Here is a 25,921-nt window from a genome sequence, read left to right on the forward strand (position 1 = left end):
AGCGCGAATGACAGGCGGACGATCCAGCACGATCGGCGCTGGCGTCGTCGTCGTCCCAGCCAGCGCGAAGAGCCGCTCGCGGGCAGCCTCGCCAAGCTGCTTGTCATGATAGGCAGCCGCCAGCCGGCGCATCGGCAGGTAGAATTCGGGGGCCAGCGCCAGCGCGAACAGGGCTTCGCTCAGGGTGAGGCGTTCGGGAACGGGAAAGGGCAACAGGCCGAGCAGATGGAAGCCGCAATAGACAGCGACCAGTGCCACAGACAAGGCGGCAAAGAATTCGAGTACGGCACCCGACAGAAAGGCGACCCGCAACACGGACAGGGTGCGTTCGGCGACGTCCCGCGTCGCCTGTTCGAGCTGGCGCGCCACCCGGTCCTGCGCGCCGAACGCGCGGATCATCGGAAGATTGCGCAGCCTGTCCGCGAACAGGCCGGATTGCCGGCCCAGCGCCGCCATCTGCCGCTGCGCCGCCTTGCCGCCCATGCTTCCGGCGAGCGCCATCCCGGCCGCGAACGGCACCAGCGTTGCCAGGAGGATCGCCGCGCTTACCGGGCTGGCCAGGCCAACCGCCGCGGCAATCGCCAGGGGCGCCAGAACGGATGCCACGCGCAGCGGCTGAAAGCGGGCATGGTAGCCGTCGAGATCCTCGATGCGATCGGTCGCGTCAGCCACTTCCTCGCCCAGCATGCGCGGCGCGCTCCCACCACGCCGCAGTAGCGCTGGCAGCACGCGCCCGCGCCACCGCGCTTTTTCATCAGCCGCGGCCCAGGATCCGAAGGTCTGCGCTATGCAGATTGCGATCGCGCGAAGTACGGCGCCGGCGATGAGCATGGCTGCGGCGGGGGCGAGTGCGGGCAGCGGCCGGACGCCTTCGACAGACAGAGCTGTGACGCTGTGCGCGAGACCCGCAGCCACAAAAATCGCACCAGCGCAATCGAACAGCCAGGCGATGGGCGCCATCCTCTTTGCACTGCCCCGCCGCTTCATCGATCACCTGTTTGGCCTTGAACAGATACACAGTTACACGTAATGAATAATAATATCGAGGACAGAGTCGGCGGGGCAGTTCGCACACCTGCCGCAGGAGCGCGCACATGATCGATATGGCCGTGGTGGAATTGTCGCGCCTCCAGTTCGCGCTGACCGCGCTCTATCATTTCCTGTTCGTGCCCCTGACCCTGGGACTGTCGTTCCTGCTCGTCATCATGGAGAGCATCTATGTGATGACCGGTCGCCCGATCTGGCGCACGATCACGCGGTTCTGGGGCAAGATTTTCGGCATCAACTTCGTCCTGGGGGTCGCAACCGGCATCACCATGGAGTTCCAGTTCGGTACGAACTGGTCTTATTACTCGCACTACGTCGGCGACGTTTTCGGCGCGCCGCTGGCGATCGAGGGCCTGATGGCCTTCTTCCTCGAAGCCACTTTTGTCGGCCTGATGTTCTTCGGCTGGGACAAGCTCAGCAAGCCTGCGCATCTCTTCACTACCTTCATGGTCGCGCTCGGCTCCAACCTCTCTGCACTGTGGATCCTGATTGCCAACGGCTGGATGCAGCACCCCACCGGTGCCCGCTTCAATCCCGAAACGATGCGCATGGAAGTCCACGATTTCATGGCCGTCCTGTTCAATCCCGTTGCACAGGCCAAGTTCGTACATACCGTCAGCGCCGGCTATGTCTGCGCCTCGGTCTTCGTCCTCGGCATTTCGGCATGGTATCTTCTCAAGGGCAAGTGGACCGCTCTCGCCCGGCGCTCCTTCACCGTCGCGGCGGCTTTCGGCCTTGCCTCCTCGCTCTCGGTTGTCGTGCTCGGCGACGAGAGCGGCTATGCACTTACCGACAACCAGAAGATGAAACTCGCCGCGCTCGAGGCGATGTGGCACACTGAACCCGCGCCCGCCGGGATCGCCGTGTTCGGCATTCCAAGCCTCGAAGGCCGCGAGACCCGTTACGAGGTCAAGATTCCTTATCTCCTGGGCCTCATCTCGACTCGCAGTTTCACTGGCGAAGTATCGGGCATCTTCGAACTCGTCGCGAAAGCCGAGGATCGCATCGAGAACGGCGTCCATGCCTACGACGCCGTCGAACGGCTGAAGACGGATCGCCATGATCTAGCGGCACGTGAGCAGTTCGAGCGGCACAAGCTCGATCTTGGTTACGCCATGCTGCTCAAGCGCTTCGTCGCGGATCCCCGTCAGGCTACGCCCGACCAGATCAGGCAGGCGGCATGGACGACGGTGCCCAATGTCCCGGTCATGTTTTGGGTCTTCCGCGTAATGGCCGGGCTCGGCTTCTTCTTCATCCTGTTCTTCGCATGCGCCTTCTACTTCTCGACCATCCGCCGCTTCGATGCGCGTTGGTTCCTGCGCACCGCAGTCTGGATCATCCCGCTGCCCTGGGTCGCCATCGAGTTCGGCTGGATCCTCGCGGAGATCGGTCGCCAGCCCTGGGCGGTCGAGGGTGTGCTGCCGACATTTCTTGCCGCATCGAGCCTGACGGTCGCGCAACTCTGGACAACAATCGTCGGCTTCACCCTGCTTTACGGGGCGCTAGCGGTGATCGAGGTCAGGCTGATGCTGGCGACAATCCGCCACGGTCCCGTCGAGCCACCGCCGCCTGAGCCGGACGTGTCGTCAAGCACCGGCGGCTACACACCCTTGCCCGCAGAGTAGGAGCACACGACCATGGCCCCTCTCCTCGACTATGAAACCCTGCGGCTGATCTGGTGGGCGCTGATGGGCGTGCTGCTGATCGGCTTCGCGCTCACCGATGGTTTCGACCTCGGCACCACCACCCTGCTGCCGTTCGTTGCCCGAACCGACCAGGAACGCCGAATGGTGATCAATTCCATCGGCGCGACCTGGGAAGGCAACCAGGTCTGGTTCATTCTCGGCGGCGGCGCGATCTTCGCGGCCTGGCCGTTCGTCTATGCGGTCAGCTTTTCCGGGTTCTACCTGGCGATGTTCGTCGTGCTCTCGGCGTTGATCCTGCGACCGGTGGGCTTCAAATATCGCTCCAAGCGCAGCGACCTCGCCTGGCGAACCCGCTGGGATTGGGCGCTGTTCGTCGGCGGCTTCGTCCCCGCGCTGGTGTTCGGCGTTGCGGTCGGCAACGTCCTTGCAGGTATCCCCTTCCGGCTCGACAGCGATCTGCGCGCTTTCTACGAGGGTGGACTTCTCGGGCTGTTCCATCCGTTCTCGCTGGTCGCCGGACTGCTCTCGGTCGCGATGCTGGTGCTGCACGGCGCGGCCTGGCTCGCGATCAAGATCGAGCGCGGTGTAGTGCATGATCGCGCGAGCCGCTTCGGCCAGATGGCGGCTATCCTGTCCATCGTCCTGTTCGCGCTCGGCGGCGTAATGACCGCAACGATGGATATGGGTTTTCGGGTCGCCGATACTGTCGATCCCGCCGGACCGTCCAATCCCTTGCTCGCCGGGGCAGTGGCGGCGCCCGGTGCCTGGCTCGACAACTATGCGCGCTATCCTTGGATGCTTGTCTCACCGGCCCTCGGATTCGTGGGGCCGCTCCTCGCGCTGTTCGGCATCCGCTCGGGCAGGGAGGCGCTGGCCTTCAGTGGCTCCTCGCTGGGCGCGCTCGGGATCATCTCGACCGTGGGCCTGTCGATGTTTCCGTTCATCCTGCCGAGTTCGATCGATCCCGCATCGAGTCTGACCGTGTGGAACGCGTCGTCGAGCCATCTGACCTTGTTCATCATGCTGGTCGTGACGATTTTCTTCCTGCCGATCGTCCTCCTTTACACGGCATGGGTCTACAAGATCCTGTTCGGCCGCGTCACGCTGCGCGATGTCGATACCAATCCCGACTTCTACTGAGAGGCGAGACGCCATGTGGTACTTTAGCTGGATCCTCGGCCTCGGCCTCGCCGTCGCCTTCGGCATCCTTAACGGCATGTGGCATGAATTCCGATCGGAGGATGGTGACGAACTGTAGGCCTGCCCGCGGCAAAATGAAAAGGGAGAAGGTTCGGCCGCTTGCCGTCAAATCGACAGTTCCAATCTGACCGCTGTTGGCCGAACCGAGTCCGGTTGTGCCACGATGAGCCATCGACAGACTTGTAAAAATTTGAGGGTTTTTCGACGCAGGCTGACGCATGACGCTACCCTCAGACAGACCTGCACCGTTTTCAGGAGTTCTTGGGGCCAGCGGCGTTATCCTAGCAAGGATAGCGTACGTGCGTCCCGCTCGCCACTGAACCACCGGTCGAGCGCGGCAGCGAACAGAGAGTGCGGATCGGCCATCTCAAACAACGTCAGCGAGGCCTTGAGCCGCGACGCATCTGCCTTGCCGAAAACGCCGACAGCGTCGCGCGTGGACAGGTCCTGGAGTGCGGTAACGCACTCGCGGTAGCGGGTGCCGAGTACGGGGTGCGCCAGGAAGGCACGGGCTTCATCGATCGAACGGATCGCAAAATGCCGTGCCGTCGTGCTGCGCTCAAGTCCGGCCAATTGCGGAAAGATGTACCACATCCAAGGTGAATGCTTGCTGCCACGACGGATTTCCGCGAGCGCGCGCGTGTAGGCCAAGGTCTGGGCCTCAACGAAGCGATCGAGCGAGTCTTCGTCAGGCATCACCCATGCCTCGGGCGTTGCGTCACGCGAACCGCATCGCCGGTTCGGGCCCGCGCGCTCATTCGCGTTGGTGTGCGATCATAGTGCATCAGGGGATAATGAGTAGCGTGGTCAGCGGGGCTGCCAGGATATGCCATCCGCAGTCCTTTCAATCTATGCGGTGAAGGGTAGCCGGCCCTATTGGATCGGCGGCCGATATCCTGGATCGCGCAGCGTGAGCATGTAGGCAGAGAGGTCTTCGATATGCTCCGGCGCGATCTCGAAATTCATCATCTCTGGAAAATTGTGGGAGTTGCCGAGCCATGCACGCAAGGTTTCCGCAGTGAGCCCTGGCGTGTTGACGATCGTTTCGAACGTGGGAGCATTCTTGTCAGGCGACATCGCACCGTTGACGGCATGGCAGGCGGCGCAACGGGTTGTGGCAAGGGCCAGTCCACGCTGTTCGGCTGTCGTTGAAGCGCGGACAGAGGGGTTCTCCCGGGGGGCGCCAATTCCGTCCGTCGCATTGCAGCCCGCAGCCACCATACCAAGAAGAATGAGCATCGCTCTTTGCGTGATCGTCGTACTCGCAACCATTCCAGCACCTGATTATAAACGAATCGACCCGTCCTTAGCGCATTTGGAGAATAAAATGTATGATTGTAAAATGACGTTCTAAACATCATTTATGATGCTTCAGATCCCAGGCGTCTTGAATGAGCACGTCTTCCCTGCCACTTGTATCGAGCCACAACCTTTCCGCAGGCAGAGTGAACAATTATGGAAGCCGCAGCAGGCATATACACGCGGATTATCTTTCCCGATGCCCTTGCCCAAAGCGAGCCTCAGTTGTCCGACATGCAGAAGGCGATGCTTGATGCGACCCCGGACTGTATCAAGGTTATCTCGTTCGACGGGCGGTTGCTCACGATGAACAGGGCGGGCTGCCTGGCGCTCGGCGTTCCCGAAGATTCCACGTTCGGCATGCTCTGGCTTCCTCTGCTTTCCGAGGATGTTCGTTCGGCCGGTGAGGAAGCTTTGCGCCGGGCTGCGGCTGGAACCAATGCTCGCTTCACCGGCACGAGCTCTTCGAGCGATGGCGTTCGTTACTGGGATAACCTGCTCACACCCGTAGCCGGTCCGGCGGGTGACGTGCTGTGTGTCCTATGCGTATCGCGCGATGTCACCGAGAAGACCCGACTCGAACAACAGTTCGAAAGCGCTGTGTCCCGCGAGCATCTGCTCTTTCGGGAAATGCAGCACAGAGTGAAGAACCTGTTCTCGGTGGTTGGCGGGCTGATCGCCCTCGCCGAGCGCGAGGCGGCTGCCGAAGGCGCGACAGGAGAGGCGATGGCCATCCTTCGCGAGAAGGTACAGGCGTTGTCCCGAGCTTCGGACGCGGCGTTTCCGTCCGCGGGCCGCGAGGCGGACGATTGCACGCCCCTCAAAGACCTCGTCGAGTCCGTGCTGCAACCCTACGGTACCCATTGCCGGATCAACGGAATGACTGTCGAAATCGGTCAGGACGCGGTTACCAATCTCGCGCTGCTGCTCCACGAACTGGCGACCAACTCAGTGAAATATGGTGCCTTGAGTATCGAGGGTGGATCCGTCGCGATCGATTGGACCGCCTCAGACAATATGCTGAAGCTCCTTTGGGTGGAAGAGGGCGGTCCGGACGTGTCCGCGCCGCAGCAGCAGGGCTTCGGCACGGAGATGGTGGATCGTATCGTTCGTTCGGTGCGCGGAAGCATCCACCGGGAATGGCGGCCCTCCGGGCTTTCAGTAACTCTCGAACTGCCTGTCTGATGCATCGAGGCTGCAACGCCGGGCCACGATCGATTTGCGCCGACGTGGCGCTCCATGCGTCCCCACGCCTGTGATCGGTATCGTGCGAGGATTAAATCGGGCGAGGATGAGATGGCCAGAACGTAAGGCGTCGGCATCACAAGCTAGCCCACGCTTTCTATGACAAGAGCGATACCCTGGCCGCCGCCGATGCACATCGTGATCAGGCCGTACTTGCCGCCGATCCGCTTGAGTTCATAAATCGCTTTCACAGTCAGGATCACTCCGGTGGCCCCCACCGGATGGCCGAGGCTCACGCCCGAGCCGTTCGGATTGACCTTCTCGGGATCGAAGCCGAGCACTTTGGCGACGGCCGCCGCTTGTGCGGCGAAGGCCTCGTTGCTCTCGATCACGTCGATCTCGTCGAGCGTCAGGCCGGCGCGCTCGAGCGCGATCGGCACCGCCCGGATTGGACCCTCGCCCATATATTCCGGCTCGACACCGGCATGACCCCAAGCGACGATCTTCGCCAGCGGCTCGAGCCCCTTGACCTCTACCGCGCTGCCCGTGGCGAGCACGACCGCCGCAGCGCCGTCGTTGATGCCGCTGGCGTTGCCCGCCGTGACCGACCCGTCCTTCTTGAATGCCGGCTTGATCGCGGCCAACGTATCCAGGTCGGTATCGCGCTTCACGTGCTCGTCGGTGTCGAACATGACGATACCCTTGCGGGTCTTCACCTCGATCGGGAGGATTTGCTCCTCGAAGCGACCTTCGGCCTGGGCGCGAGCGGCACGCTGGTGGCTGGTGACGGCGAGTGCGTCCATGTCCTCGCGGCGGATAGCATGACGTGTAGCCACGTTCTCGGCGGTGATACCCATGTGATAGTCGCCGATCGGGTCCGACAGGCCGACGGTCAGCGCGTCTTCGAGCACGACATTACCCATCTTCTGTCCGAAGCGAGTGCAGTGGTCGTGGAAAGGGGTGTTGGACATCGACTCCGCGCCGCCGGCGATCGTGATCGCGGCCTCGCCGAGCTTCATCATCTGCGCGGCCGAGACGATCGCCTGGACGCCCGATCCACACAGGCGGTTGAGCGTGAAGGCAGGGGTTTCGTTGGGCACACCAGCATTGAGCGCAATCACTCGGGCGAGGAAGGCGTCGCGCGCGCTGGTGTTGCCAACCTGGCCGAACACGACGTGCTCTACATCGCCGGGAACCACTCCGGCGCGTCTCAGCGCTTCGGCAGCTACCTTGGCGCCGAGTTCCGAAGGCTTGAAGTCCTTCAGCGAACCACCAAAGTCGCCGATCGCTGTGCGAACGGCGCCGACGATGTAGACTTCTTCCATAAATAGTCTTCCGATTGAGAGTACGATGGCGGCCGACCTGTCTGAGGCAAAGTCAGGCCCACGGGGGAGCATCGCGCAGGTCGGCAGGAGCACGCCGCTTCCGCACGAAGCCGTGCATGTCAAACCACCATTGGATGGTGATGATCGCTCCCTTGGCCGGCTGCAGCAGGGCGATCATCATCACGATCGCAAGCGGCACGATAATGGCGACCAGCGCGCCGACCGATAGTCCCGCGTCCTTCACGAGCGCGATGATCAGCGGTGCGAGCATATGACCGGTCAGAAAAATCGAGACGTAAGCTGGAAAATCATCGGCCTGTTGGGGCCGCCAGTCCTCATCGCACGCAGGGCATTGGAAAACCGGTTTGAGGAAACGACGAAACAGCTTCGCCTCGCCGCAGGCCGGACATCGACCCAACGCGCCGCGGCCGACGGCTTCCCAGAACGATCGGGGAAGCCGGCTCTGCGCAGGCTCGCCATGCACCCCCGCAAGCTCCTCACCCTCCGATAGCCCTTTCTGACAAGGGACCGAGGCCCCTGATTCAGGCATCGATCTGCGCCATGGGCGCCGCCTTGCGGACGCCTTCGTCGACGTGGGCTTCGAACTCGGCGAAGTTGTCGATGAACTTGCGGACCAGATCTTGCGCGGTCTTGTCGTAGTCGACCGGATCGGCCCAGGCGCCGCGCGGGTCGAGCAGCTTGGTATCAACGCCGGGAACGGCCACGGGAACCTCGAAGCCGAAGTTCGGGTCCTCGCGGAACTCGGCCTCGTTCAGGCTGCCGTCGAGCGCGGCGTTGAGCAGAGCGCGCGTGGCCTTGATCGGCATGCGCTTGATGCCCGGCATCGTCGCCTTGCCGCCCGACCAGCCGGTGTTGACCAGCCAGCACTTCACGCCGCCCTTGGCGATCCGCTCCTTGAGCAGGTTGCCGTAGATCGACGGGTGGCGCGGCATGAACGGCGCGCCGAAACAGGTGGAGAAGGTCGCCTCGGGCTCGGTCACGCCGATCTCGGTGCCGGCGACGCGGGCGGTATAGCCCGAGAGGAAGTGGTACATCGCCTGATCGGGCGTCAGCCGCGCAATCGGCGGGAGGACGCCGTAAGCATCGGCGGTCAGGAAGATGATGTTCTGCGGCACCGGGCCGAGGTTCTGCTCCGACGTGTTCGGGATGAAGTCGATCGGGTAGGACCCGCGGCTGTTCTCGGCCAGCGCATCGTCGTCGAGGTCGATCTCGCGCGTGATTGGATCAATCACCACGTTCTCCAGCACCGTGCCGAAGCGCTTGGTGGTGGCGAAGATTTCGGGCTCCGCCTCTTGCGACAGACGGATCATTTTGGCGTAGCAGCCGCCTTCGAAGTTGAACACGGCGGTGTCCGACCAGCCGTGTTCGTCGTCGCCGATCAGCGTGCGGCTGGCGTCGGCCGAGAGCGTGGTCTTGCCGGTGCCCGACAACCCGAAAAAAACCGCCGTCTTACTGTCGGGGCCGATGTTGGCCGAGCAGTGCATCGGCATAACGCCCTTAGCCGGCAGCAGGTAGTTGAGGATGCCGAAGACCGACTTCTTCATCTCGCCGGCGTAGGAGGTGCCGCCGATCAGGATCAGCTTCTCGGAGAAGTTGACCGCGATCACCGTCTCGGTGCGCGAGCCATGACGCGCGGGATCGGCGCGGAAGCTGGGCAGATCTCGGAGAAGTTGACCGCGATCACCGTCTCGGTGCGCGAGCCATGACGCGCGGGATCGGCGCGGAAGCTGGGCAGATCGATGATCGTGTATTCGGGGGCGAAGCCGACCAGCTCTTCGGCGCTCGGACGCACCAGCAGCGTGCGAGCAAAGAGGCTGTGCCAGGCGAGCTCCGTGATCACCCGAACCTTGATACGATGCTCAGTCTGCGAGCCGCCGAACAGGTCGGCAACGTAGAGCCGTTCCCGTGCTTCGAGCGCCTTGATAAAATCGACCCGCAGGTTGGCGAAGTGCTCGGGCGTCATCGGGACGTTGGTCTTGCCCCACCATACGGTGTTTTCCGTCTCGGCATCCTTGACGATGAACTTGTCCTTGGCGGAGCGGCCGGTGTGCTTGCCTGTCTGGACGACGAATGCGCCGTCCTTCGACAGCAGTCCCTCGCCGGCCCGTACAGCTTCCTCGATCAGTTCGGCCGTGCCGAGGTTGCGCAGCGTCCGAGAATCTTCGTTCACGCCGGCCAGCAGCGTGCGAGCAAAGAGGTTGGGCATCCGGACATCTCCTGTAGCGTTATCATCATCGCGTGATGGAAAGACAGTGACATCCAGTTAGCATATGGCATACATGAATTGTAAGATTGCAATTTGATGTCTGACACATCATGGAGTCACGATGATCACGTCGCAGCAAATGCGTGCCGCACGGGCGCTTCTCGGTATCGACCAGCGCCAGCTCGCCGCGCTGTCGGGCGTGTCGCTTCCGACCATCCAGCGGATGGAGGCATCGGACGGGCAAGTCCGCAGCGTCGTCGATACGCTGGTCAAGGTGATTGGCGCGCTCGAGGCTGCGGGGATCGAAATCATCGGCGAGAACGCGCCGAGCAACGGCGCCGGACGCGGCGTACGACTCAAGGAAACCGTCACCGGCAAGGGGTCTCGGCGTGTCCTTTCGGTCTTGTTCGATCAGGCCGAAGAGCCCGCGGACCACGGCCGTGGCCTATGATGCGCGGCTGACGGCTTTCACACCCAAACTGTTTACGGTGCTGGGCGAAGGTTACGGACCCGAGCGGCTGCGTCGTGACGCTCTCGCCGGCCTCACTGTCGCCATTGTCGCGCTTCCCCTGGCCATGGCGCTGGCGATCGCCAGCGGTGCTTCCCCCGACAAGGGGCTCATCACCGCCGTGGTGGCAGGCTTCCTGATCTCGGCGCTCGGCGGATCGCGGGTTCAGGTCGGCGGCCCCACCGGCGCTTTCGTCGTCGTCGTGTTCAACGTCATTGCCCAGCATGGCTATGACGGGCTGCTGCTCGCCACGCTGATGGCCGGGCTGATGCTGATCGCGGCGGGCTACGCGCGGCTCGGCAGCCTGGTGCGGTTCATCCCGCAACCCGTGGTGACCGGCTTTACCGCCGGCATCGCGGTCATCATCGCCTCCAGCCAGGTCAAGGATTTCTTCGGCCTGTCGATCGAGCAGGTGCCTGCTGATTTCCTCGCCAAGTGGCAGGCCTATTTTGCGGCGCTGGGCACGGCGCAGTGGGCGGCGCTGGTGATCGGTGCCGGCGCGCTTGGCTTGATTCTAGTGCTGCGCCGCTGGGCGCCCCGCCTACCGGGCTTTCTGATCGCCATCGTCGTCGCATCGCTGGTTGCCGCGTTCCTCCATCTGCCGGTGGAGACGATCGGCTCGCGCTTCCCCGATCTCCCTTCCGGCCTGCCCGTGCCCGCGATGCCGGACATCTCGGTGGCCAAGATCCAGGCGGTGATGCCGAGCGCCTTCACCATCGCCTTCCTGGCGGGCATCGAAGCACTGCTGTCGGCAGTCGTCGCCGACGGCATGATCGGATCACGCCATCGCTCGAACCAGGAGCTGGTCGGACAGGGGATCGCGAACATGGCGTCCGCGCTGTTCGGCGGACTGCCGGCGACGGGGGCGATCGCGCGCACGGCTACCAATATCAAGGCGGGAGCGACGACGCCTGTCGCCGGCATGCTGCACGCGGCCTTCGTGCTTCTGTTCATCCTCTTCGCTTCGGACCTGATGGCCTACGTGCCGCTGGCGGCGCTGGCGGCGATTCTGTTCGTGGTGGCTTGGGGGATGAGCGAGCACGACCGGTTCCTGCGCTTGTTGCGCATGCCGGGCGGCGATAGGGGCTTGCTGCTGCTGACCTTCGCGCTGACCGTGCTGGTCGATCTGACCGTCGCGATCGGCGTCGGCGTGACCCTGGCGTCGCTCCTGTTCATGACACGGATGAGCCGGACGGTGGCGATCGCCGCCGGCATCGACGAGACCGGCAAACCGGAAGAAGACGGCGAGGAACTGACGCAGCGCCAGGATCTGCCCGAAAGCGTGGAGGTGTTCCGCATCGAGGGCCCGATCTTCTTCGGCGTCGCCGACGAACTGCTCGACACGCTACGGCGGATCGGTCCCGCGCCCCGCGCAATCATCCTGCGTATGCGCCGCGTGCCGTTGCTCGATGCGAGCGGAGCGACCAGCCTCGAGCGGATCATCTCGCAGGCCGAGGCTGCCGGTACGCAGGTCATCTTCTCCGGCGTGAAGGGCCAACCCTTGGGGATGCTCGACCGCCTCGGCCTGGGGCAAGCGAGCACCCGTGTCCGTCACAGTCCCGATTTTGCCTCCGCACTGCGCGAAGTCTCGGCACTGTCTGCACCAACCCATATCGATACATCAGAAGGACAGAAGGCATGACCGAGACCGGTAGCGATGACTATGTGTACGACGAAGCGTCGGGCGAATGGCTGCCGGCTGCCGAAGCGGCGGCGAAGGCGGCGCAGAAAAGCACAGTCGAGGTGCGGGATTCCGTCGGCAATCTGCTGGCCGACGGAGACAGCGTGATTACCATCAAGGACCTCAAGGTGAAAGGCGCCGGCCAGACCTTGCGCAAAGGCACCATCATCAAGTCCATCCGGCTCACAGGCGATGCGCAGGAGATCGACTGCCGGCATGATGGCATCAAGGGCTTGGTCCTGCGCGCGGAGTTCGTGCGCAAGCACTGATCGTTCTCTCAATTTTCAAGCCAGGGAAGCGCTTTTGGAAACCATCACAATCGTCCTGCTTCTGCTGCTGGCGGTTATCGTCAGCGGGATCGTCTCGCGGGCGGTGCCCCTGCCTTTGCCGCGCCCCCTGTTCCAGATCGCGCTGGGCGCGGCGATCGGCCTCGTCGCCGACTGGCGCGTGACGCTCGATCCCGAAATATTCTTCCTGCTGTTCCTGCCGCCGCTGCTGTTCCTCGATGGCTGGCGAATACCACGCGAGGAACTGTTCAAGGACGGCAAGACCGTCATCGAACTCGCGCTTGGTCTCGTCGTCTTCACTGTTGTCGGCATGGGATTTTTCATCCACTGGATGATCCCGTCGATGCCGCTCGCGGTGGCTTTCGCCCTGGCCGCTGTCGTCTCGCCGACCGATCCTATCGCCGTCTCCGCCATCGCGCAGCGTGTGCCGATCCCCAAGCGGATGATGCACATCCTCGAAGGCGAGTCGCTATTGAACGACGCGTCGGGTCTCGTCTGCCTGCGCTTCGCCATCGCCGCCGCGCTGACCGGCGCTTTCTCGATCCAAAACGCGGCGCTCAACTTTCTCTGGGTGGCCTTCGGCGGGATCGCGGTCGGCGTCGGTCTCACCTGGGGGGTGTCGCGCGCGAAGACCTGGGTCACGCGCCGCTACGGCGAAGAGGGCGGCGCACAAATCCTGATCAGCCTGCTGATCCCGTTCGGCTCCTATCTGCTGGCCGAGCACCTGCACTGTTCGGGCATCCTCGCTGCCGTCGCCGCAGGTCTCACCATGGGCTTCGTCGAGACCACTGGCGAGGTCGCGGCCACCACCCGCATCCGCCGCAACACCGTATGGGACACGATCCAGTTCACCGCCAACGGCATCATTTTCGTGCTGCTCGGCGAACAGCTTCCCGGCATTCTGGCGGGCGCTGCCGACACCGTCCAGCTGACGGGGCATTACGAGCCCTGGTGGCTCGCGGTTTATGTGATCGCGATCAATCTGGGCCTTGCGGGGTTGCGCTTCCTTTGGGTCTGGCTGTCGTTTCGTCTGACCCTGTTCCGGTCGGGCGAATGGAAGACCACACCCAACTGGCGCATCGTCGCCGCCATGTCTTTTGCCGGCGTGCGCGGCGCGATCACGCTGGCCGGCGTGCTCACGCTACCGCTCGCACTGACGGACGGCACCGCGTTTCCGGCGCGTGACCTCGCGATCTTCCTCGCCATGGGCGTGATCATTGTCTCGCTGGTCGTTGCAAGCATCGCGCTGCCGTTGGTCCTACGCAACCTTGAGATGCCGGCTGAATCGTCACATGCGGCCGAGGAGGATGCGGCGCGAATAGCCGCGGGGGAAGCGGCCATCACTGCGGTAGAACGCGCTCAGCACGAGATGGCGGAAGGGCGTAGTAATGCTGACCTCTATGTTGCGGTCGCTGCCAGGATCATGGATATCTATCGCGAACGGATCGAAAGCCGCCAAGCGCGTCCAAGCGAAACGCTTTCCATGCAGGTGGCCGAACTGGTTGAGCGTGATCTGCGGATCGCGGCGCTCAAGGCCGAGCGCTCGGAGATATTCCCGAGGGTCCGCCGCCGGGAACTGGGTAGCGAAGCTGCCCGCAAGATCGTGCGCGAACTGGATCTGCTCGAAGCGCGCTATTCAGCGTGAAGCAAGCAAATTGTCTAGTTGAGACTGACAGACGCTCTGCTCTCGGGCAATATCACTTAGCAATTACGAGGGCGGGTACCATTTCAGATATGATGAGATGAATGACAGAATACATCTGGCGCAAACCATCGTTCAGCCAGGCGAAAGGCCATAAGACGGAGCTGCACGAGCCGCGCCGAATTATGGAGACGCGCTCGCGCGAACTCGTTGAAGGCTCCTTGGACGGTCGAACAATGTTGTTTGCCGGCCTCGCGGCCGGGTTGCACCATCCCCTATTCAGGCTCGCGCGCGATCTGATCGAGGGATTCGCCCGGCATCAGCAGAAAGCGCCAGATGCCAGCGCCAATCGCCGCGCCCACGAGCGGCGCGACCCAGAAGAGCCAGAGCTGCCTCACCGCAGCGGCTTCCGCAAAAAGAGCGACACCCGTAGAACGCGCGGGGTTGACCGAAGTGTTGGTCACCGGGATCGAAATCAGGTGGATCAGCGTCAAAGCGAAGCCGATCGCAAGCGGAGCGAACCCTGTCGGCGCGGCGCGCGACGTCGATCCCAGAATCACGACCAGGAAGCCTGCGGTCAGGATGATCTCGGTCAGAAGTGCCGCCTGGAGCGAATAGCCGCCGGGCGAAAGCGTGCCGAAACCGTTCGAGGCGAACCCGCCGGCGGCGAAGCCGGCCTTGCCTGATGCTATGGCGTACAGCGCCGCGCCGGCAACGATCGCACCGATTACCTGGACGATCCAATAGGGTACCAATTCCTTCCAGCTGAAGCGGTTGGCCAAGGCCAGGCCGAACGAGACCGCCGGATTGAAGTGACCGCCGGAAATCCCGCCGACGGCGTAGGCCATGGTGAGGACAGTCAGACCGAAGGCCAGCGCGACGCCGGCAAAGCCAATCCCCAGTTCGGGAAAGGCGGCGGCAAGGACCGCCGATCCACACCCGCCGAACACGAGCCAGAACGTACCGAAACACTCTGCTGCAAGCTTTCTCGTCATGATCCCCTCCGTCCCACTTCGAAAGGGCAGCATAGCTCGCAATTGCAATTAGGCCATAGCGCAAGCCCGGTTTATGCATCGAACCTTGATATGACCCAACAAACAATTGCGTTCTCTTGCGACTACGCGGGAAGAGCAAATTTGAACCAGTATCTGATGGTGGCAAGATGGACCATGCCGAGGAATCTGTTGGTCAATAAGTCGTAGCGGATGGCGAGGTTGATCTTGAAATGGCCCAACATGCGCTCGATGCCATTGCGCTGCGTGTAGAGCGTCCGATCCTACGCGATCCTCACCCGTCGGTTCGACCCACCGGGCATGCCAGCCCCTATCTTCCATCCGGCAAGGTCGGCTCGGATCGCGGCGACATCTCTTCGTTTGGCAATCACGTCGGCAAGCGTTTAGCGGTCAAGCACGGCCATAAATGCGCCAAGCGCATCCTTCAGCACGCCCGTCAGGCTGCAGGCCGGGGCGCCGCAATCGACGAGATCGAAGCCGTCCGCGGTGTGACCGCTCCGTTCCGGCGCTGGGCACCGATCAACCACGCGTCGCTCTGCGATGCCCTTCCGGCCTTCGTGCCGACCGCTCGCTCATGGCGCGGGCCGAAGTGCAAAGCGCTTCGTCCCCTCAGAAATTGCAAGATAGGCGGCGACCAATAGAGCGATCGCACCCAACACCATGCCGCTCGGCGGCGCGAAGTCTAAAAACGACGCCAACGGAAGGAATGGCAGAGTGAGCGCGGTCAGAAGTCCGCCCAGCGCGGTTACGACCAGGACAATATGCGCGCGGCTTGTCCAGGCCGGCCGGGCGGTGCGGATGATGAAGACCACCAGGATCTGGGTCGCCATCGACTCGATGAACCAGGCGGACCGGAAGGTCGCAACATCGACGTGAAAGACCTCGAGCAGGAGAACGAAGGTCGCAATGTCGAACAGCGACGATAGCGGTCCCATGATCGCCGTGAAGCGCACGAGGCCCGGCATGTCCCAGCCACGCGGCCCGGCAAGATCACTCGCATCCGCGCTGTCGAACGGAATGCCGATCTGGGAGAGATCGTAGATCAGGTTGTTGAGCAGGACCTGCACCGCGGTCAGCGGCAGGAAGGGCAGCACCAGCGAGGCGAGCGCCATGGTCAGCATGTTGCCGAAATTGGAGCTTGTCCCCATCCGGATATATTTCATGATGTTGGCATAGGTTCGGCGACCCTCGGCGACTCCGTCGGCCAGAACGCCGAGATCGGGCGCGAGCAAGATCATATCAGCCGCCTCCCGCGCGACATCGGTTGCGCCGTCCACCGAGAGGCCGACATCGGCTGCGTGGATGGCAGGAGCGTCGTTGATCCCGTCGCCCATGAAACCCACCGTATGGCCCCGCGCGCGAAGCGCCCGCACGACCCGCACTTTCTGGTCGGGCGTCACCCGCACGAACAGATCGACGGTGTCGACCCGCGCGGCGAGCGCCGCATCGTTCAGCTTGCCGATCTCCTCTCCCGTGAGCAGGCCCTCGACGGGAAGCGCCAGGCTCGCAACGAGGTGCTCGACGACGGCTCCGGCGTCCCCCGATATGACCTTGATACGGATACCGGCGGTCTCGAGCCTGGCGACCGCCTCAGCCGCGCTTGCCTTGGGCGGATCGATGAACACGCAATAGCCGGCGAAGACTAGCCCATCCTCGTCAGCATCGCCGATGCGTTCCTGGTCCGGTGCCGGCTTCCAGGCTATGCCGAGCAGGCGCAACCCCTGCGCGGCGCGTTCGTCGTGGAGTTGGATGAGGCGCGCGCGCAACCCTTCATCGATCGCGACCAGATCGCCGGATCGATCCCGCGCGTGCCGACAGAGCGCCAGCATCGTCTCCGGGGCGCCTTTGACGATCTCGATCCGCTCGCCTTCGCGCTCGGCCAGCACCGAGACGCGCCGCCGCTCGAAATCGAACGGGCGCTCGTCGAGCTTCGTCCAGCCATCGAGCGATCGGCCGGTCATGTGGGTGATCAGAGCCTCGTCGAGCGGGCTCTTGAGGCCCGTTTCGAACTGGGCGTTGATGGCCGCCAGTTCGGCGACGCGATCATCGTCGTCGCCATCGATGCCCGGATGTCCGACCAGCGTGATCCGCGCTTCAGTGAGCGTGCCCGTCTTGTCGGTGCACAGCACGTCCATCTCGCCCAGATCGTGGATCGCCGAAAGACGCTTCACCACGACCTTCGCGCTCGCCATGCGCCGCGCGCCGCGCGCCAGCGACACGGTCATGATCATCGGCAGCAGTTCGGGCGTCAGCCCGACCGCCAGCGCCATCGAGAACAGGAAGGATTGGAGGGGTGGCCGGCCAAGCGCCAGATGCGCCAGCAGCACGAACAGCACGAGGAAGATCGTGAGCCGCGCGATCAGCATGCCGAGCTTGTGAATGCCGCGCTCGAACGCCGTGGGGGTAGGCGCGGCCGCCAGGGATTGCGCGATCGCGCCGAACCGGGTCCGCGCACCTGTCTCCACGACCAGCATCGTCGCCGTGCCCGCGATCACCGACGTTCCATGGAACAGCGCGCCGCTGGCCTCCGCGGGAGTCGAGGCTTCCGGATCGGGTCCGACGCGCTTCTCGACCGGATAGGGTTCGCCGGTCAGCAGTGCTTCGTTGACCTGCGCGCCGTTGGAGGCGAGCACGATCCCGTCGGCGGGCACGAGATCGCCCGCACAGAGCTGCAGCACATCGCCCGCCACGATGGCGCTGACCGGGAGTTCGATCGGCTTGCTGTCGCGCAGCACGGTCGCATGGAGCGCGATCGAGCGCTTGAGCGCAGCGGCCGTGGCTTGCGCCCGATGTTCCTGCACCATGTCGAGCAGCGTCGAGAGGATCACCACGGCCAGAATGATGAGGAAGCTCGCAAGATCGCCGGTGATACCGGCGATGGCGGCGGCGACCAGCAGGATCGCGACCAGCGGATTAGTGAGGCGGTGGAGCAAGTCGACGAAGATCTGCAGCCGGGCGGTTTCCCCGATCTCGTTGGGGCCGTCACGGGCCAGCCGCGCGTCCGCCTCCTCCTGCGCCAGCCCTTCGCGCTTGGACGCGAGACGCGTCAGCAGCGCGTCCGGGACATATTGCCAGAACGCGCCGCCGATGTCCGCGGACGGGGACGATGCGGCCAGGGCCCGCGACAAGTCAGTGACCGAGAATCAGCGGAAACTTGCTATGGGCGAGCATACGCTTGGTCACACCGCCAAAGGTCTCCATCAGCCGCCCACGTCCGTAGGCGCCCATCATGATATAGTCTGCGTGCCAGTTCGCGGCTTCGTCGGCGATGAGCTGATCGGCAGCTGTCAAGCCATCGTCGACGATGCGGATTGAGGTATGGATATTGTGCCGCGACAGATATTGCGCGGCTTCTGTCGGCTCGGTCTGCTCGGCGCCATCTCGCGCCATGAAGATCTGCACCTCTTCGGCGAGCGCCAGGAGCGGGACGCACGCCTGCATGGTCGCCGCGGCCGACCCCTGTCCGTCCCAGGCGATGAGCGCGCGGCCCAGTTTAAAGCCCCTCCTATCGTCCGGCACGGCGACAACGGGCTTGCGCGCCTTCACGACGATGCGGCTCGCCAGCTCCCGCATGTCCGGATAGGGGAACTGATCGAGCTTGCGGTTGAGGACGATGAGATCGGCAAGCGCCGCCGCCTCGATAACGGCCTCAGCGGCGAAACCCGTCACATCGCTCCAGCTCCACACGACATCTTCGGACGCCAGGCGGGCTTCCAGGGTGGTCTTGTTCCCGGCTTCGCGGTCGCGTTCGTCAGCCAGCAGCATGGCCGATCCGGTGCCGTCATAGTCGCCCGCGATATTGGGAACCATCGTCACATCGATGCAGGACAGGTGGCCGTCCAGTGCCCGTGTCAGGTCCAGAGCCGCCTGCAGCCGGGCTTCCTGACCTTCATCAGCATGTACCAGTAACAGGATATTTTTCATCGTCGCCTCCGTCTCGTTTGGAGGAGGCTATGGCGCGATCGCGCCAGTCTATATGCGGGATATTACGGAGGCCGGTCAGACAGCCCAGGCTGTAGTTTATCTTTAATAACCAGATTGTTGGGTCATTTTTTGGGCCGAGGGTGTTCAACCGTATGATCGTCTTCGAGCCTTCACGCGCGGCGATTGTGAGCAGGAGTTCTGCGGGTTCGCCTTCCTCGACCAGGCTGCCGTTCGTGTCGGCGATTTTGCCGAGAGCGCGGCTGGGGCGCCATTTCCTCCAGTCGTTGGGTTTGCGAACCGCCGCCAGGACGCCGGCGGTCGAAGCGGAACTGGCGTGTCTCCGCAGGATCGATGACATAGGCGATCAGTTCGGCCTCCTACTGCCCCAGTTGTACGGCCCGGTCGAGCGCGCGATCGCAGCGGCAACTCATATCCGTGGCGAGGAGGGTTTTCCGCTGACGGATTGGAGTGGTCATACAGCGGGCTTTCCAGATGGGGACCTGACAGTCAGCTTAGTTCCTCGAACCAACCGAGGCGGCGCATCAGCAGCTTTTCGCCTTCGAGACAGAAGAACAGCCCGATGCCCAGAACGATGATAAGTGCGCCGTCGCCGAGGGTGAGCGCGCGGCTTTCGAAGGCCGCCTGCATGAGAGGGGCATAGGTGTAGAGAAGCTGCACCAGCACCACGATGGCGATAGCACCGAGAACGGCAGGCGTTCCGATCATGCCGCGCCAGGTCAGCGAGCGCATATGCAAATAGCGCACGTTGAAGAGGTAGAAGATCTCCGCGACCACCAGCATGTTGACGACCATCGTGCGCGCTGTCTCGATATCGCGACCTTGTCCCAGCGTGTGAAAGAAGACGCCCAGCGCCAGCGCCGCGAGCAAAACCGAGACAAGCAGGACACGCCAAAGCAGGAAGGGCGAAAGCAGCGGCGCGCTCGCTGCCCGCGGTCGCCGCGCCATCGTCCCCGGCTCGCTCGGCTCGAACGCCAGCACCAGGCCAAGCGTCACCGCCAGTATCAGGTTGATCCAGAGGATTTGGGTGGCCGTCATCGGCAGGGTGAAACCAAAGAGAATTGCGAGCACGACCGCGATGGTCTCGCCGCCGCTGGTCGGGAGCGTCCATGCGATGACCTTGCGGATATTGTCGTAAACTGTGCGGCCTTCGCGAACCGCAGCAACGATCGAGGAAAAATTATCGTCGAGCAGCACCATCTCGGCCGCTTCCTTGGCAGCTTCGGTGCCCTTGTGTCCCATGGCGGTGCCGACATCAGCCTGTTTCAGCGATGGCGCATCGTTGACCCCGTCGCCGGTCATGGCGACGATCAGGCCGTGCGACTGCAGCGCGCGGACGATCCGCAGCTTATGCTCTGGGCTGGTGCGGGCGAAAACATCGATCTCGAGGACGCACGCGGCCAACGCGTCATCGGGCAGTACCTCAAGATCCTTGCCGGTGAGACCGCGCGGCTCGTTGCTGATCTGGAGTTGGCGCGCAATTGCGAGCGCCGTGGCGAGATGATCGCCGGTGATCATCTTGACCGCGATACCGGCCGACCGGCATTCGGCGACCGCTGCCCTGGCTTTCTCGCGCGGCGGGTCGATGAAGCCCATCAAGCCGAGAAAGTCCACGCCGTCTCCCAGGTCGTCAAAGGCGATGCGCGTCTTGCGCGTGTGCAGCCGCTTTATCGCGAAGCCGAGCAGGCGCTCGCCATGTTCCGCTGCCTGCGCGATCCGCTGCTCCCAATGACTGGGATCGACACCGGCGATCGCCATCACTGCTTCCGGCGCGCCCTTGATGAAGATGACCGACTCCCCGGCCGGTCCAGCATGAAGCGTGGCCATGAAGCGATAGACGGCGTCGAACGGGATTTCGTCCAATCGCTTCCATTCGGCGCGGAGGTGATCGGGATTGATACCCGCCTTCATCGCAAGGGCAACGAGCGCGCCCTCCATGGGGTCGCCATCGACTTTCCACTGGTCGGCATCGCGTCTCAGCGCCGCGTCGTTGCACAGCAGCCCACAGCGAACGATCCCGCTTGCCGCCGCGATCGCATCGGCATCGTCCTCAGAACCTTCGCTGGTGAGGCCGCCCTCCGGGGCATTGCCGGACCCGCCAACGAGGATGGTGTCGCGCTCGATGAGCAAGCGCCGCACCATCATCTCGTTGCGCGTGAGCGTGCCGGTTTTGTCCGAACAGATCACCGAAATGGCGCCCAATGTTTCGACGGCAGGCAGACGGCGGATGACCGCATTGCGCGCGGCCATCCGCTGCACGCCGATCGCCAGCGTGATGGTGATGACGGCGGGCAGCCCCTCGGGGATGATGCCGACCGCAAGCGCCACGACCGCGATGAGGGCGTCGATCCAATGGAATCCCCGTGCGAGTACCGCAAAGGTGAACAGGACTATCGATCCGCCCATGACCAGCCAGGTGAAGCGGGTCGCGAAGCGGTTGATTTGCCGAAGTAGTGGCGTCGTCACCGTCTCGACAGCCTGGATCAGACTGCTAATGCGACCGATCTGGGTTTGCATGCCGGTTGCGGCGACCACGCCGCTTGCCTGGCCCGAGGCGACCAGCGTGCCGGAAAAGGCCATGCTGCGCTGGTCGGCGATGCCGGCGGCGTCATCGACGGGCTCTTCCTGTTTTTCGACCGGCACGGATTCGCCGGTGAGAGGCGCTTCGTCGATCAGCAGGCCTCGCGCCCGAAGCAGCCGCAGATCCGCCGGAACCCGGTCTCCAGCTTCCAGGATGACGATGTCCCCGGGCACGAGATCCCTGACTGAGATTGTCTGTCGCGCGCCGTCGCGCAGGACGATCGCGTGGGGGGCGATCATGTCGCGGATCGCGCCAAGTGCGCGCTCGGCCTTCCCTTCTTGAGCGAAGCCGACGGCCGCATTGACGAGGACGACAACCGCGATGACGAGGGCATCAACGAGGTGACCGAGCAGAGCGGCCGCAAAGGCCGCAGCCAGCAGGAAATAGATGAGTGCGCTGTTGAACTGGGACAGGAAGCGAAGGGCCGGATGCGTGGTCGCCGTGCTGGGGAGCGCATTCGGCCCATGTCGAGCCAACCTCTCCTCGGCTTCCTCTTGGCTGAGGCCGGCGATGTCAGTGCCCAGCCGGTCGAGCACCGAGTCGGCCGCCAAGGCGTGCCAGGCTGCGATCTTCTCCGGCTTCACCCCTGCTAACTCCGCTGGTTCGTTGAACTTCAGCGAAGATCAGGATTGCGGCTGTTAGGGAATATACGGGATCATACGAGGGGGACGCCGCTTACGGGAATTTGCGTAATGCCGGTAAGGCGACAGTGCCGCAAGCTTGGCGAGGAAAGGCGAGACCCGTGTCGAGCAATGATCATCACTTTTATCTGAAGCGCGTCCTGTTTCATCGCCGCCAGCTTGCACTGGCCAACTGCCAGGAAGCGCGTTTTTGCCACGCGCAGTTGGTGAAAGCCTATCAACGCCGTCTCGCAGAGGTTCGCAGCCGGCGACCAGCGAGCCTTGAGCAAGCACCTATGGCGCCTCCGAACGGTGACATAATCGCTCTTCCGCTGTGATGGCGCGAAGAATCTGCTCGACGAAACCAGCTGAGAAAGATCGATGCGTACAGCACTTGTAACAGGCGGCACCACGGGAATCGGCGCGGCGATCTGCGCCGCGCTTCAGGCGGCCGATATGCGCGTCGCCGCTACCTATAGCGGCCACGAAACCCGCGCGGCCAGCTTCACGGAGGCAACCGGCATTCCCACCTTCCGCTGGGATGTGAGCGATCATGCGGCTTGCGCAGCGGGCGTCGCGCAAGTGGAAACGGCACTTGGTCCCATCGATATCCTGGTCAACAATGCTGGCATTACACGCGATTCCAGCCTGCTCAAGATGAGCGAGGAGGCGTGGAAGCGGGTGCTTGGCGTCGATCTCGACAGCTGTTTCAACATGGCGCAGACGGTGGTCGGCGGCATGAAGGCGCGGCGATGGGGGCGCATCGTCAGCATCGCGTCGATCAATGGCCAGATCGGGCAGTTCGGACAGACCAACTATGCCGCCGCGAAGGCCGGCATGCTCGGCTTCACCAAGGCGCTGGCGCTCGAGGTGGCGCGTGACGGCGTGACGGTCAATGCCGTCGCACCAGGCTATACCGACACCGATATGGTTGCGGCCGTGGCGCCCGAAATCATGAAGACCATTGTGGCACGAATCCCGGTCGGACGTCTTGCCCGGCCAGAGGAAATCGCCCGCAGCGTTGCGTTTCTCGTTGCCGACGAAGCAGGGTTCATCACCGGATCGACGCTTTCGGTCAATGGCGGCCAGGCCATGATCTGATGGTCAGTCGTCGTGGCTGCCTGGCTCCAGGCCAAGCAGCGCGCGCGCCTTTCTGCAGAGGTCAGCCAGCAAACCCTCACTGATCAAGATTTCCCAAGTGGCGGGTTTGCCGGTTAATTTCTGCGACTGCGCGCGCACGATCTCGGCGTTGGCATCCGATGCGTCGGATATCCGGCGATCCACGCGCGCTATGCGCTGATCTTCGGACAGTTCGAGCCAAAGGCCGGTGAATTCGCACTCTGTGCGTCCCGCAACCTCCGCTATCGCCTCGCGCTCATCCGGAGTGCCGAACACCGCATCAGCGATAACGGCGTGACCCGCGGCCAGATCGTGCTGGGCAAGGCCGCCAAGGGTATCATAAACGGCAGCGCTGGCCTCGGCGCTATAAGACGAAGGGGGTAACGGCGTTTCCGAGGGAACACCCGCGAGGCGCTTGCGCAGGATGTCGCTGCGAAGGATGCGCGCGCCAGGCGGCCTGCCGACATACGCTCCAAGCGTTCGCGCCAGCGTCGACTTGCCCGTGCCCGACAACCCGCCGATCGCGATCATCCTCGGCTTTTCCTCGCCGATCAGCCTTTCCGCAAGCTCAAGATAATGCACGGCCTCTTTTCCGGCACGACCGGCCTCGCCGCCGCGCTTGGCACGCACGGCCGCCACATGGGCGCGGATGGATGCCCGCACGCTCATGAACAGCGGCATCAGGCCGATTGCGTTCTCGTCCTCGGGCGATTGATCGAGATAGCGATTGAAAACCATATTGGCCTGAACGCGCAGGCCCCGTTGCCAGAGATCCATCAGCAGGAAGGCAAGATCGTAAAGAACGTCCGTCGTCGCGAGCTCGGCATCGAATTCGAGGCAATCGAACGGCGTCGGCACGCCATCGATCGTCGCGATGTTGGCTAGGTGCAGGTCGCCATGGACATGGCGGATGCGGCCGGCCTTTCCGCGCGCATCGAGCAGTCCACTGTTGTGATCCACAAGGGCGTTGAGCCGCTCCGTCAGTCCGGCGGCAGCGTTAGGGTCCAGGATGTCGGAAGAGGCGCCCATCGCTTCGGCATTGCCGGCGATGATCTGGCGAATACGGGCGGCGCCGTCGCCGGGCCAGGCGATCTGCGCTCTGGAATGGAAGCCGACGAGGGAATCGGCCAGCTGCCGCAGCGCTGCTTCATCGAGCGCGCCCCGCTCAGCCAGTTCGCTCCAGAGCGCACCATCCGGAAATCGCCGCATCTCCAGGATCCAGTCGATCGCTTCGCCGCCGCCGTCGATGGCAAGCAGACCGGCTTTGTCCCGCGTGATCGGATGCACGGCTTTGTAGAGGCTCGGCGCGGTTCGGCGATTGAGCGCAAGCTCGGCTTCCAAAGCCGTCCGGCGCTTGTCGGGTGTGGAGAAGTCGAGATAGCCCAGATCCACCGGACGCTTGATCTTCCACGCCGTCTCGCCGCTCAGGAAGATGCTCGCCGCGTGGGTGTCGATCCGCCGGACAAGCCCTAAGTTTCCGAAGGCGTTGCTGGAGGCAAGCCATTCAGCCATGTCGGGCGCGTCCTTTGGCGTTGGATCAGCCATGATAACCGGTCGCCGTCTCCGCGCGCGGAGGGATGAGAACCGCGGCGCCGGTGAGCGCCCCCGTTCGCAAGCGATCGAGCGCGATATTCGCTTGTTCCAGCGGGAAAGTCTCGGTGACCGTGCGTAGGCCCGACTGGGCAGCCACCTCGAAGAAGGATGTGCCGTCCTCGCGCGTCAAATTGGCGACGGAGAGAATCTGGCGCTCTGCCCACAGGTCCGCATAAGCAAAGGCCGGGATATCGCTCATGTGGATGCCCGCACACACAACACGGCCACCCTTGCGCACCAGCTTCAGCGCGGCGGGGACGAGCGCACCCACGGGCGCGAAGATGATAACCGCATCGAGGTCTTGCCGAGGCCGCTCGCTTGAGGGTCCCGCCCAGCAGCAGCCCAGCGATCGCGCGAACGCCTGGGCTTGCGTGTCGCCCTCGCGCGTGAACGCATAGACCTCGCGTCCCTGCCAAATGCCGACCTGGGCAATGATATGGGCGGCCGCGCCGAAGCCGACGAGGCCGATGCGCCGGCCGTCGCCGGCGAGCCGCAGCGCCCGCCAACCGATGAGGCCGGCGCACAGCAATGGCGCCGCCGCGACATCGGAGAAACTGTCGGGAAGCGCGAAGCAGAAATGCGCGTCGGCGACGACATGGGTCGCGTAGCCGCCATCGCGTGTCGCGCCGGTGAATTCGGGCGCATCGCAGAGATTTTCCCGGCCGGAAAGGCAGTATCCGCAATGGCCGCATGTCCGCCCGAGCCAAGGCACGCCTACACGCTGGCCGATCTGGAAGCCTTCGACCTCCCTGCCGATTTCGAGCACATGGCCGACGATTTCATGGCCCGGAACGATCGGATAGTTGGCGGGAACCTCGCCGTCGGCAATGTGAAGATCCGTGCGGCACACGCCGCAGGCAGTCACGGCGATGAGCAGCTGATCCGCGCGCGGACGAGGTATGGGGCGCTCGACGCGCCGCAACACCGCATGAGGTGCGTCGATCTGCATGGTGATCATCACCGCCACGGGTTCACCAACCTGGCCAGGGGGCCTATCTTTCGCTGA

The 25,921-nt window shown here is 63.6% G+C and carries 23 protein-coding genes and 1 pseudogene; 11 read left to right on the forward strand and 13 right to left on the reverse strand.

Going from position 1 to position 25,921, the window contains the following annotated elements:
* A partial coding sequence (locus C100_RS31580; RefSeq protein ID WP_024019010.1) for an ABC transporter transmembrane domain-containing protein occupies nt 1–960 on the reverse strand: 960 nt, incomplete at its 3' end.
* A 137-nt stretch (nt 961–1,097) separates the two neighbouring features.
* Between C100_RS31580 and C100_RS31585 the strand changes: the two genes are divergently transcribed.
* The 3 genes from C100_RS31585 to cydX are packed head-to-tail and all read left to right on the forward strand — an operon-like array spanning nt 1,098 to nt 3,951.
* Nucleotides 1,098–2,672 (forward strand): cytochrome ubiquinol oxidase subunit I, encoded by a 1,575-nt coding sequence (locus tag C100_RS31585; protein ID WP_031308934.1) that lies wholly within the window; start codon nt 1,098–1,100, stop codon nt 2,670–2,672.
* Between the two features lie 12 nt (nt 2,673–2,684).
* Nucleotides 2,685–3,833 carry a cytochrome d ubiquinol oxidase subunit II gene (gene cydB, locus C100_RS31590; RefSeq protein WP_024019012.1) on the forward strand — a complete coding sequence of 383 codons (1,149 nt, stop codon included), beginning with the start codon at nt 2,685–2,687 and terminating at the stop codon, nt 3,831–3,833.
* A gap of 13 nt (nt 3,834–3,846) precedes the next feature.
* The gene (gene cydX / locus C100_RS47820) at nt 3,847–3,951 is read left to right on the forward strand and encodes a cytochrome bd-I oxidase subunit CydX (RefSeq protein ID WP_024019013.1); all 105 of its coding nucleotides are present in this window, start codon (nt 3,847–3,849) and stop codon (nt 3,949–3,951) included.
* A 218-nt stretch (nt 3,952–4,169) separates the two neighbouring features.
* On the opposite strand, the gene C100_RS31595 is transcribed toward cydX, so the two are convergent.
* Nucleotides 4,170–4,589, reverse strand: a complete 420-nt coding sequence (locus C100_RS31595) for a DUF1810 domain-containing protein (protein ID WP_024019014.1) — start codon at nt 4,587–4,589, stop codon at nt 4,170–4,172.
* Nucleotides 4,590–4,766: 177 nt separating this feature from the next.
* Nucleotides 4,767–5,132: a c-type cytochrome gene (locus tag C100_RS48210; RefSeq protein WP_235219032.1), complete on the reverse strand. Its 366-nt coding sequence runs from the start codon at nt 5,130–5,132 to the stop codon at nt 4,767–4,769.
* 216 nt (nt 5,133–5,348) lie between these two features.
* On the opposite strand from C100_RS48210, the gene C100_RS31605 reads away from it, so the two are divergent.
* Nucleotides 5,349–6,377, forward strand: coding sequence for a PAS domain-containing protein (locus tag C100_RS31605; RefSeq protein ID WP_024019016.1), 1,029 nt, complete (start codon nt 5,349–5,351; stop codon nt 6,375–6,377).
* 143 nt (nt 6,378–6,520) lie between these two features.
* On the opposite strand, the gene bktB is transcribed toward C100_RS31605, so the two are convergent.
* The 3 genes and pseudogenes from bktB to C100_RS31620 form a co-directional block, all read right to left on the reverse strand.
* Nucleotides 6,521–7,702, reverse strand: a complete 1,182-nt coding sequence (gene bktB, locus C100_RS31610) for a beta-ketothiolase BktB (RefSeq protein ID WP_024019017.1) — start codon at nt 7,700–7,702, stop codon at nt 6,521–6,523.
* A 52-nt stretch (nt 7,703–7,754) separates the two neighbouring features.
* On the reverse strand, nt 7,755–8,186 hold the full coding sequence (locus C100_RS31615) for a DUF983 domain-containing protein (RefSeq protein ID WP_024019018.1): 432 nt from the start codon (nt 8,184–8,186) through the stop codon (nt 7,755–7,757).
* 58 nt (nt 8,187–8,244) lie between these two features.
* Nucleotides 8,245–9,929 (reverse strand): annotated as a pseudogene (locus C100_RS31620) (phosphoenolpyruvate carboxykinase (ATP)).
* 121 nt (nt 9,930–10,050) lie between these two features.
* Between C100_RS31620 and C100_RS31625 the strand changes: the two are divergent.
* Genes C100_RS31625 through C100_RS31640 form a run of 4 tightly spaced genes read left to right on the forward strand, consistent with a single transcriptional unit; the run spans nt 10,051 to nt 14,050 of the window.
* Nucleotides 10,051–10,380, forward strand: a complete 330-nt coding sequence (locus tag C100_RS31625; RefSeq protein ID WP_024019019.1) for a helix-turn-helix domain-containing protein — start codon at nt 10,051–10,053, stop codon at nt 10,378–10,380.
* 37 nt (nt 10,381–10,417) lie between these two features.
* Entirely contained in the window at nt 10,418–12,079 is a 1,662-nt protein-coding gene (locus C100_RS31630) for a SulP family inorganic anion transporter (RefSeq protein ID WP_268746842.1), read from the forward strand.
* Nucleotides 12,076–12,387, forward strand: coding sequence for an alkylphosphonate utilization protein (locus tag C100_RS31635; protein WP_024019021.1), 312 nt, complete (start codon nt 12,076–12,078; stop codon nt 12,385–12,387). The genes C100_RS31630 and C100_RS31635 overlap by 4 nt, the downstream gene beginning before the upstream one ends.
* 34 nt (nt 12,388–12,421) lie before the next feature.
* Nucleotides 12,422–14,050: a Na+/H+ antiporter gene (locus C100_RS31640; RefSeq protein ID WP_024019022.1), complete on the forward strand. Its 1,629-nt coding sequence runs from the start codon at nt 12,422–12,424 to the stop codon at nt 14,048–14,050.
* A gap of 272 nt (nt 14,051–14,322) precedes the next feature.
* On the opposite strand, the gene aqpZ is transcribed toward C100_RS31640, so the two are convergent.
* Nucleotides 14,323–15,042 (reverse strand): aquaporin Z, encoded by a 720-nt coding sequence (gene aqpZ, locus C100_RS31645; RefSeq protein WP_024019023.1) that lies wholly within the window; start codon nt 15,040–15,042, stop codon nt 14,323–14,325.
* Nucleotides 15,043–15,272: 230 nt separating this feature from the next.
* Between aqpZ and C100_RS48965 the strand changes: the two genes are divergently transcribed.
* The gene (locus tag C100_RS48965) at nt 15,273–15,701 is read left to right on the forward strand and encodes a hypothetical protein (RefSeq protein WP_161633902.1); all 429 of its coding nucleotides are present in this window, start codon (nt 15,273–15,275) and stop codon (nt 15,699–15,701) included.
* Here C100_RS48965 and mgtA read toward each other — a convergent pair.
* From mgtA to C100_RS31670, 4 genes are all read right to left on the reverse strand, one after another.
* On the reverse strand, nt 15,633–18,188 hold the full coding sequence (mgtA, locus tag C100_RS31660; RefSeq protein ID WP_024019025.1) for a magnesium-translocating P-type ATPase: 2,556 nt from the start codon (nt 18,186–18,188) through the stop codon (nt 15,633–15,635). The genes C100_RS48965 and mgtA overlap by 69 nt on opposite strands.
* A gap of 1 nt (nt 18,189) precedes the next feature.
* Entirely contained in the window at nt 18,190–18,984 is a 795-nt protein-coding gene (locus tag C100_RS31665; RefSeq protein ID WP_024019026.1) for a universal stress protein, read from the reverse strand.
* Nucleotides 18,953–19,342, reverse strand: a complete 390-nt coding sequence (locus tag C100_RS48215; protein WP_152536421.1) for a hypothetical protein — start codon at nt 19,340–19,342, stop codon at nt 18,953–18,955. The genes C100_RS31665 and C100_RS48215 overlap by 32 nt, the downstream gene beginning before the upstream one ends.
* 149 nt (nt 19,343–19,491) lie before the next feature.
* Nucleotides 19,492–22,167 (reverse strand): HAD-IC family P-type ATPase, encoded by a 2,676-nt coding sequence (locus C100_RS31670; protein ID WP_024019027.1) that lies wholly within the window; start codon nt 22,165–22,167, stop codon nt 19,492–19,494.
* A gap of 158 nt (nt 22,168–22,325) precedes the next feature.
* Between C100_RS31670 and C100_RS48220 the strand changes: the two genes are divergently transcribed.
* Together C100_RS48220 and phbB are read left to right on the forward strand one after the other, a co-directional pair.
* Nucleotides 22,326–22,541, forward strand: coding sequence for a hypothetical protein (locus tag C100_RS48220; protein WP_152536422.1), 216 nt, complete (start codon nt 22,326–22,328; stop codon nt 22,539–22,541).
* A gap of 43 nt (nt 22,542–22,584) precedes the next feature.
* Nucleotides 22,585–23,304, forward strand: coding sequence for an acetoacetyl-CoA reductase (phbB, locus tag C100_RS31675; protein ID WP_024019028.1), 720 nt, complete (start codon nt 22,585–22,587; stop codon nt 23,302–23,304).
* 3 nt (nt 23,305–23,307) lie between these two features.
* On the opposite strand, the gene C100_RS31680 is transcribed toward phbB, so the two are convergent.
* Both C100_RS31680 and C100_RS31685 read right to left on the reverse strand, forming a co-directional pair.
* A complete protein-coding gene (locus C100_RS31680; RefSeq protein ID WP_235219034.1) occupies nt 23,308–24,834 on the reverse strand; it encodes a bifunctional aminoglycoside phosphotransferase/ATP-binding protein in 1,527 nt (508 codons plus the stop codon).
* 25 nt (nt 24,835–24,859) lie between these two features.
* Nucleotides 24,860–25,873: a zinc-dependent alcohol dehydrogenase family protein gene (locus tag C100_RS31685; RefSeq protein ID WP_024019030.1), complete on the reverse strand. Its 1,014-nt coding sequence runs from the start codon at nt 25,871–25,873 to the stop codon at nt 24,860–24,862.
* Between the last annotated feature and the right edge of the window lie 48 nt (nt 25,874–25,921).

This window comes from Sphingobium sp. C100 (assembly GCF_000508185.1).
Lineage (GTDB): Bacteria > Pseudomonadota > Alphaproteobacteria > Sphingomonadales > Sphingomonadaceae > Sphingobium.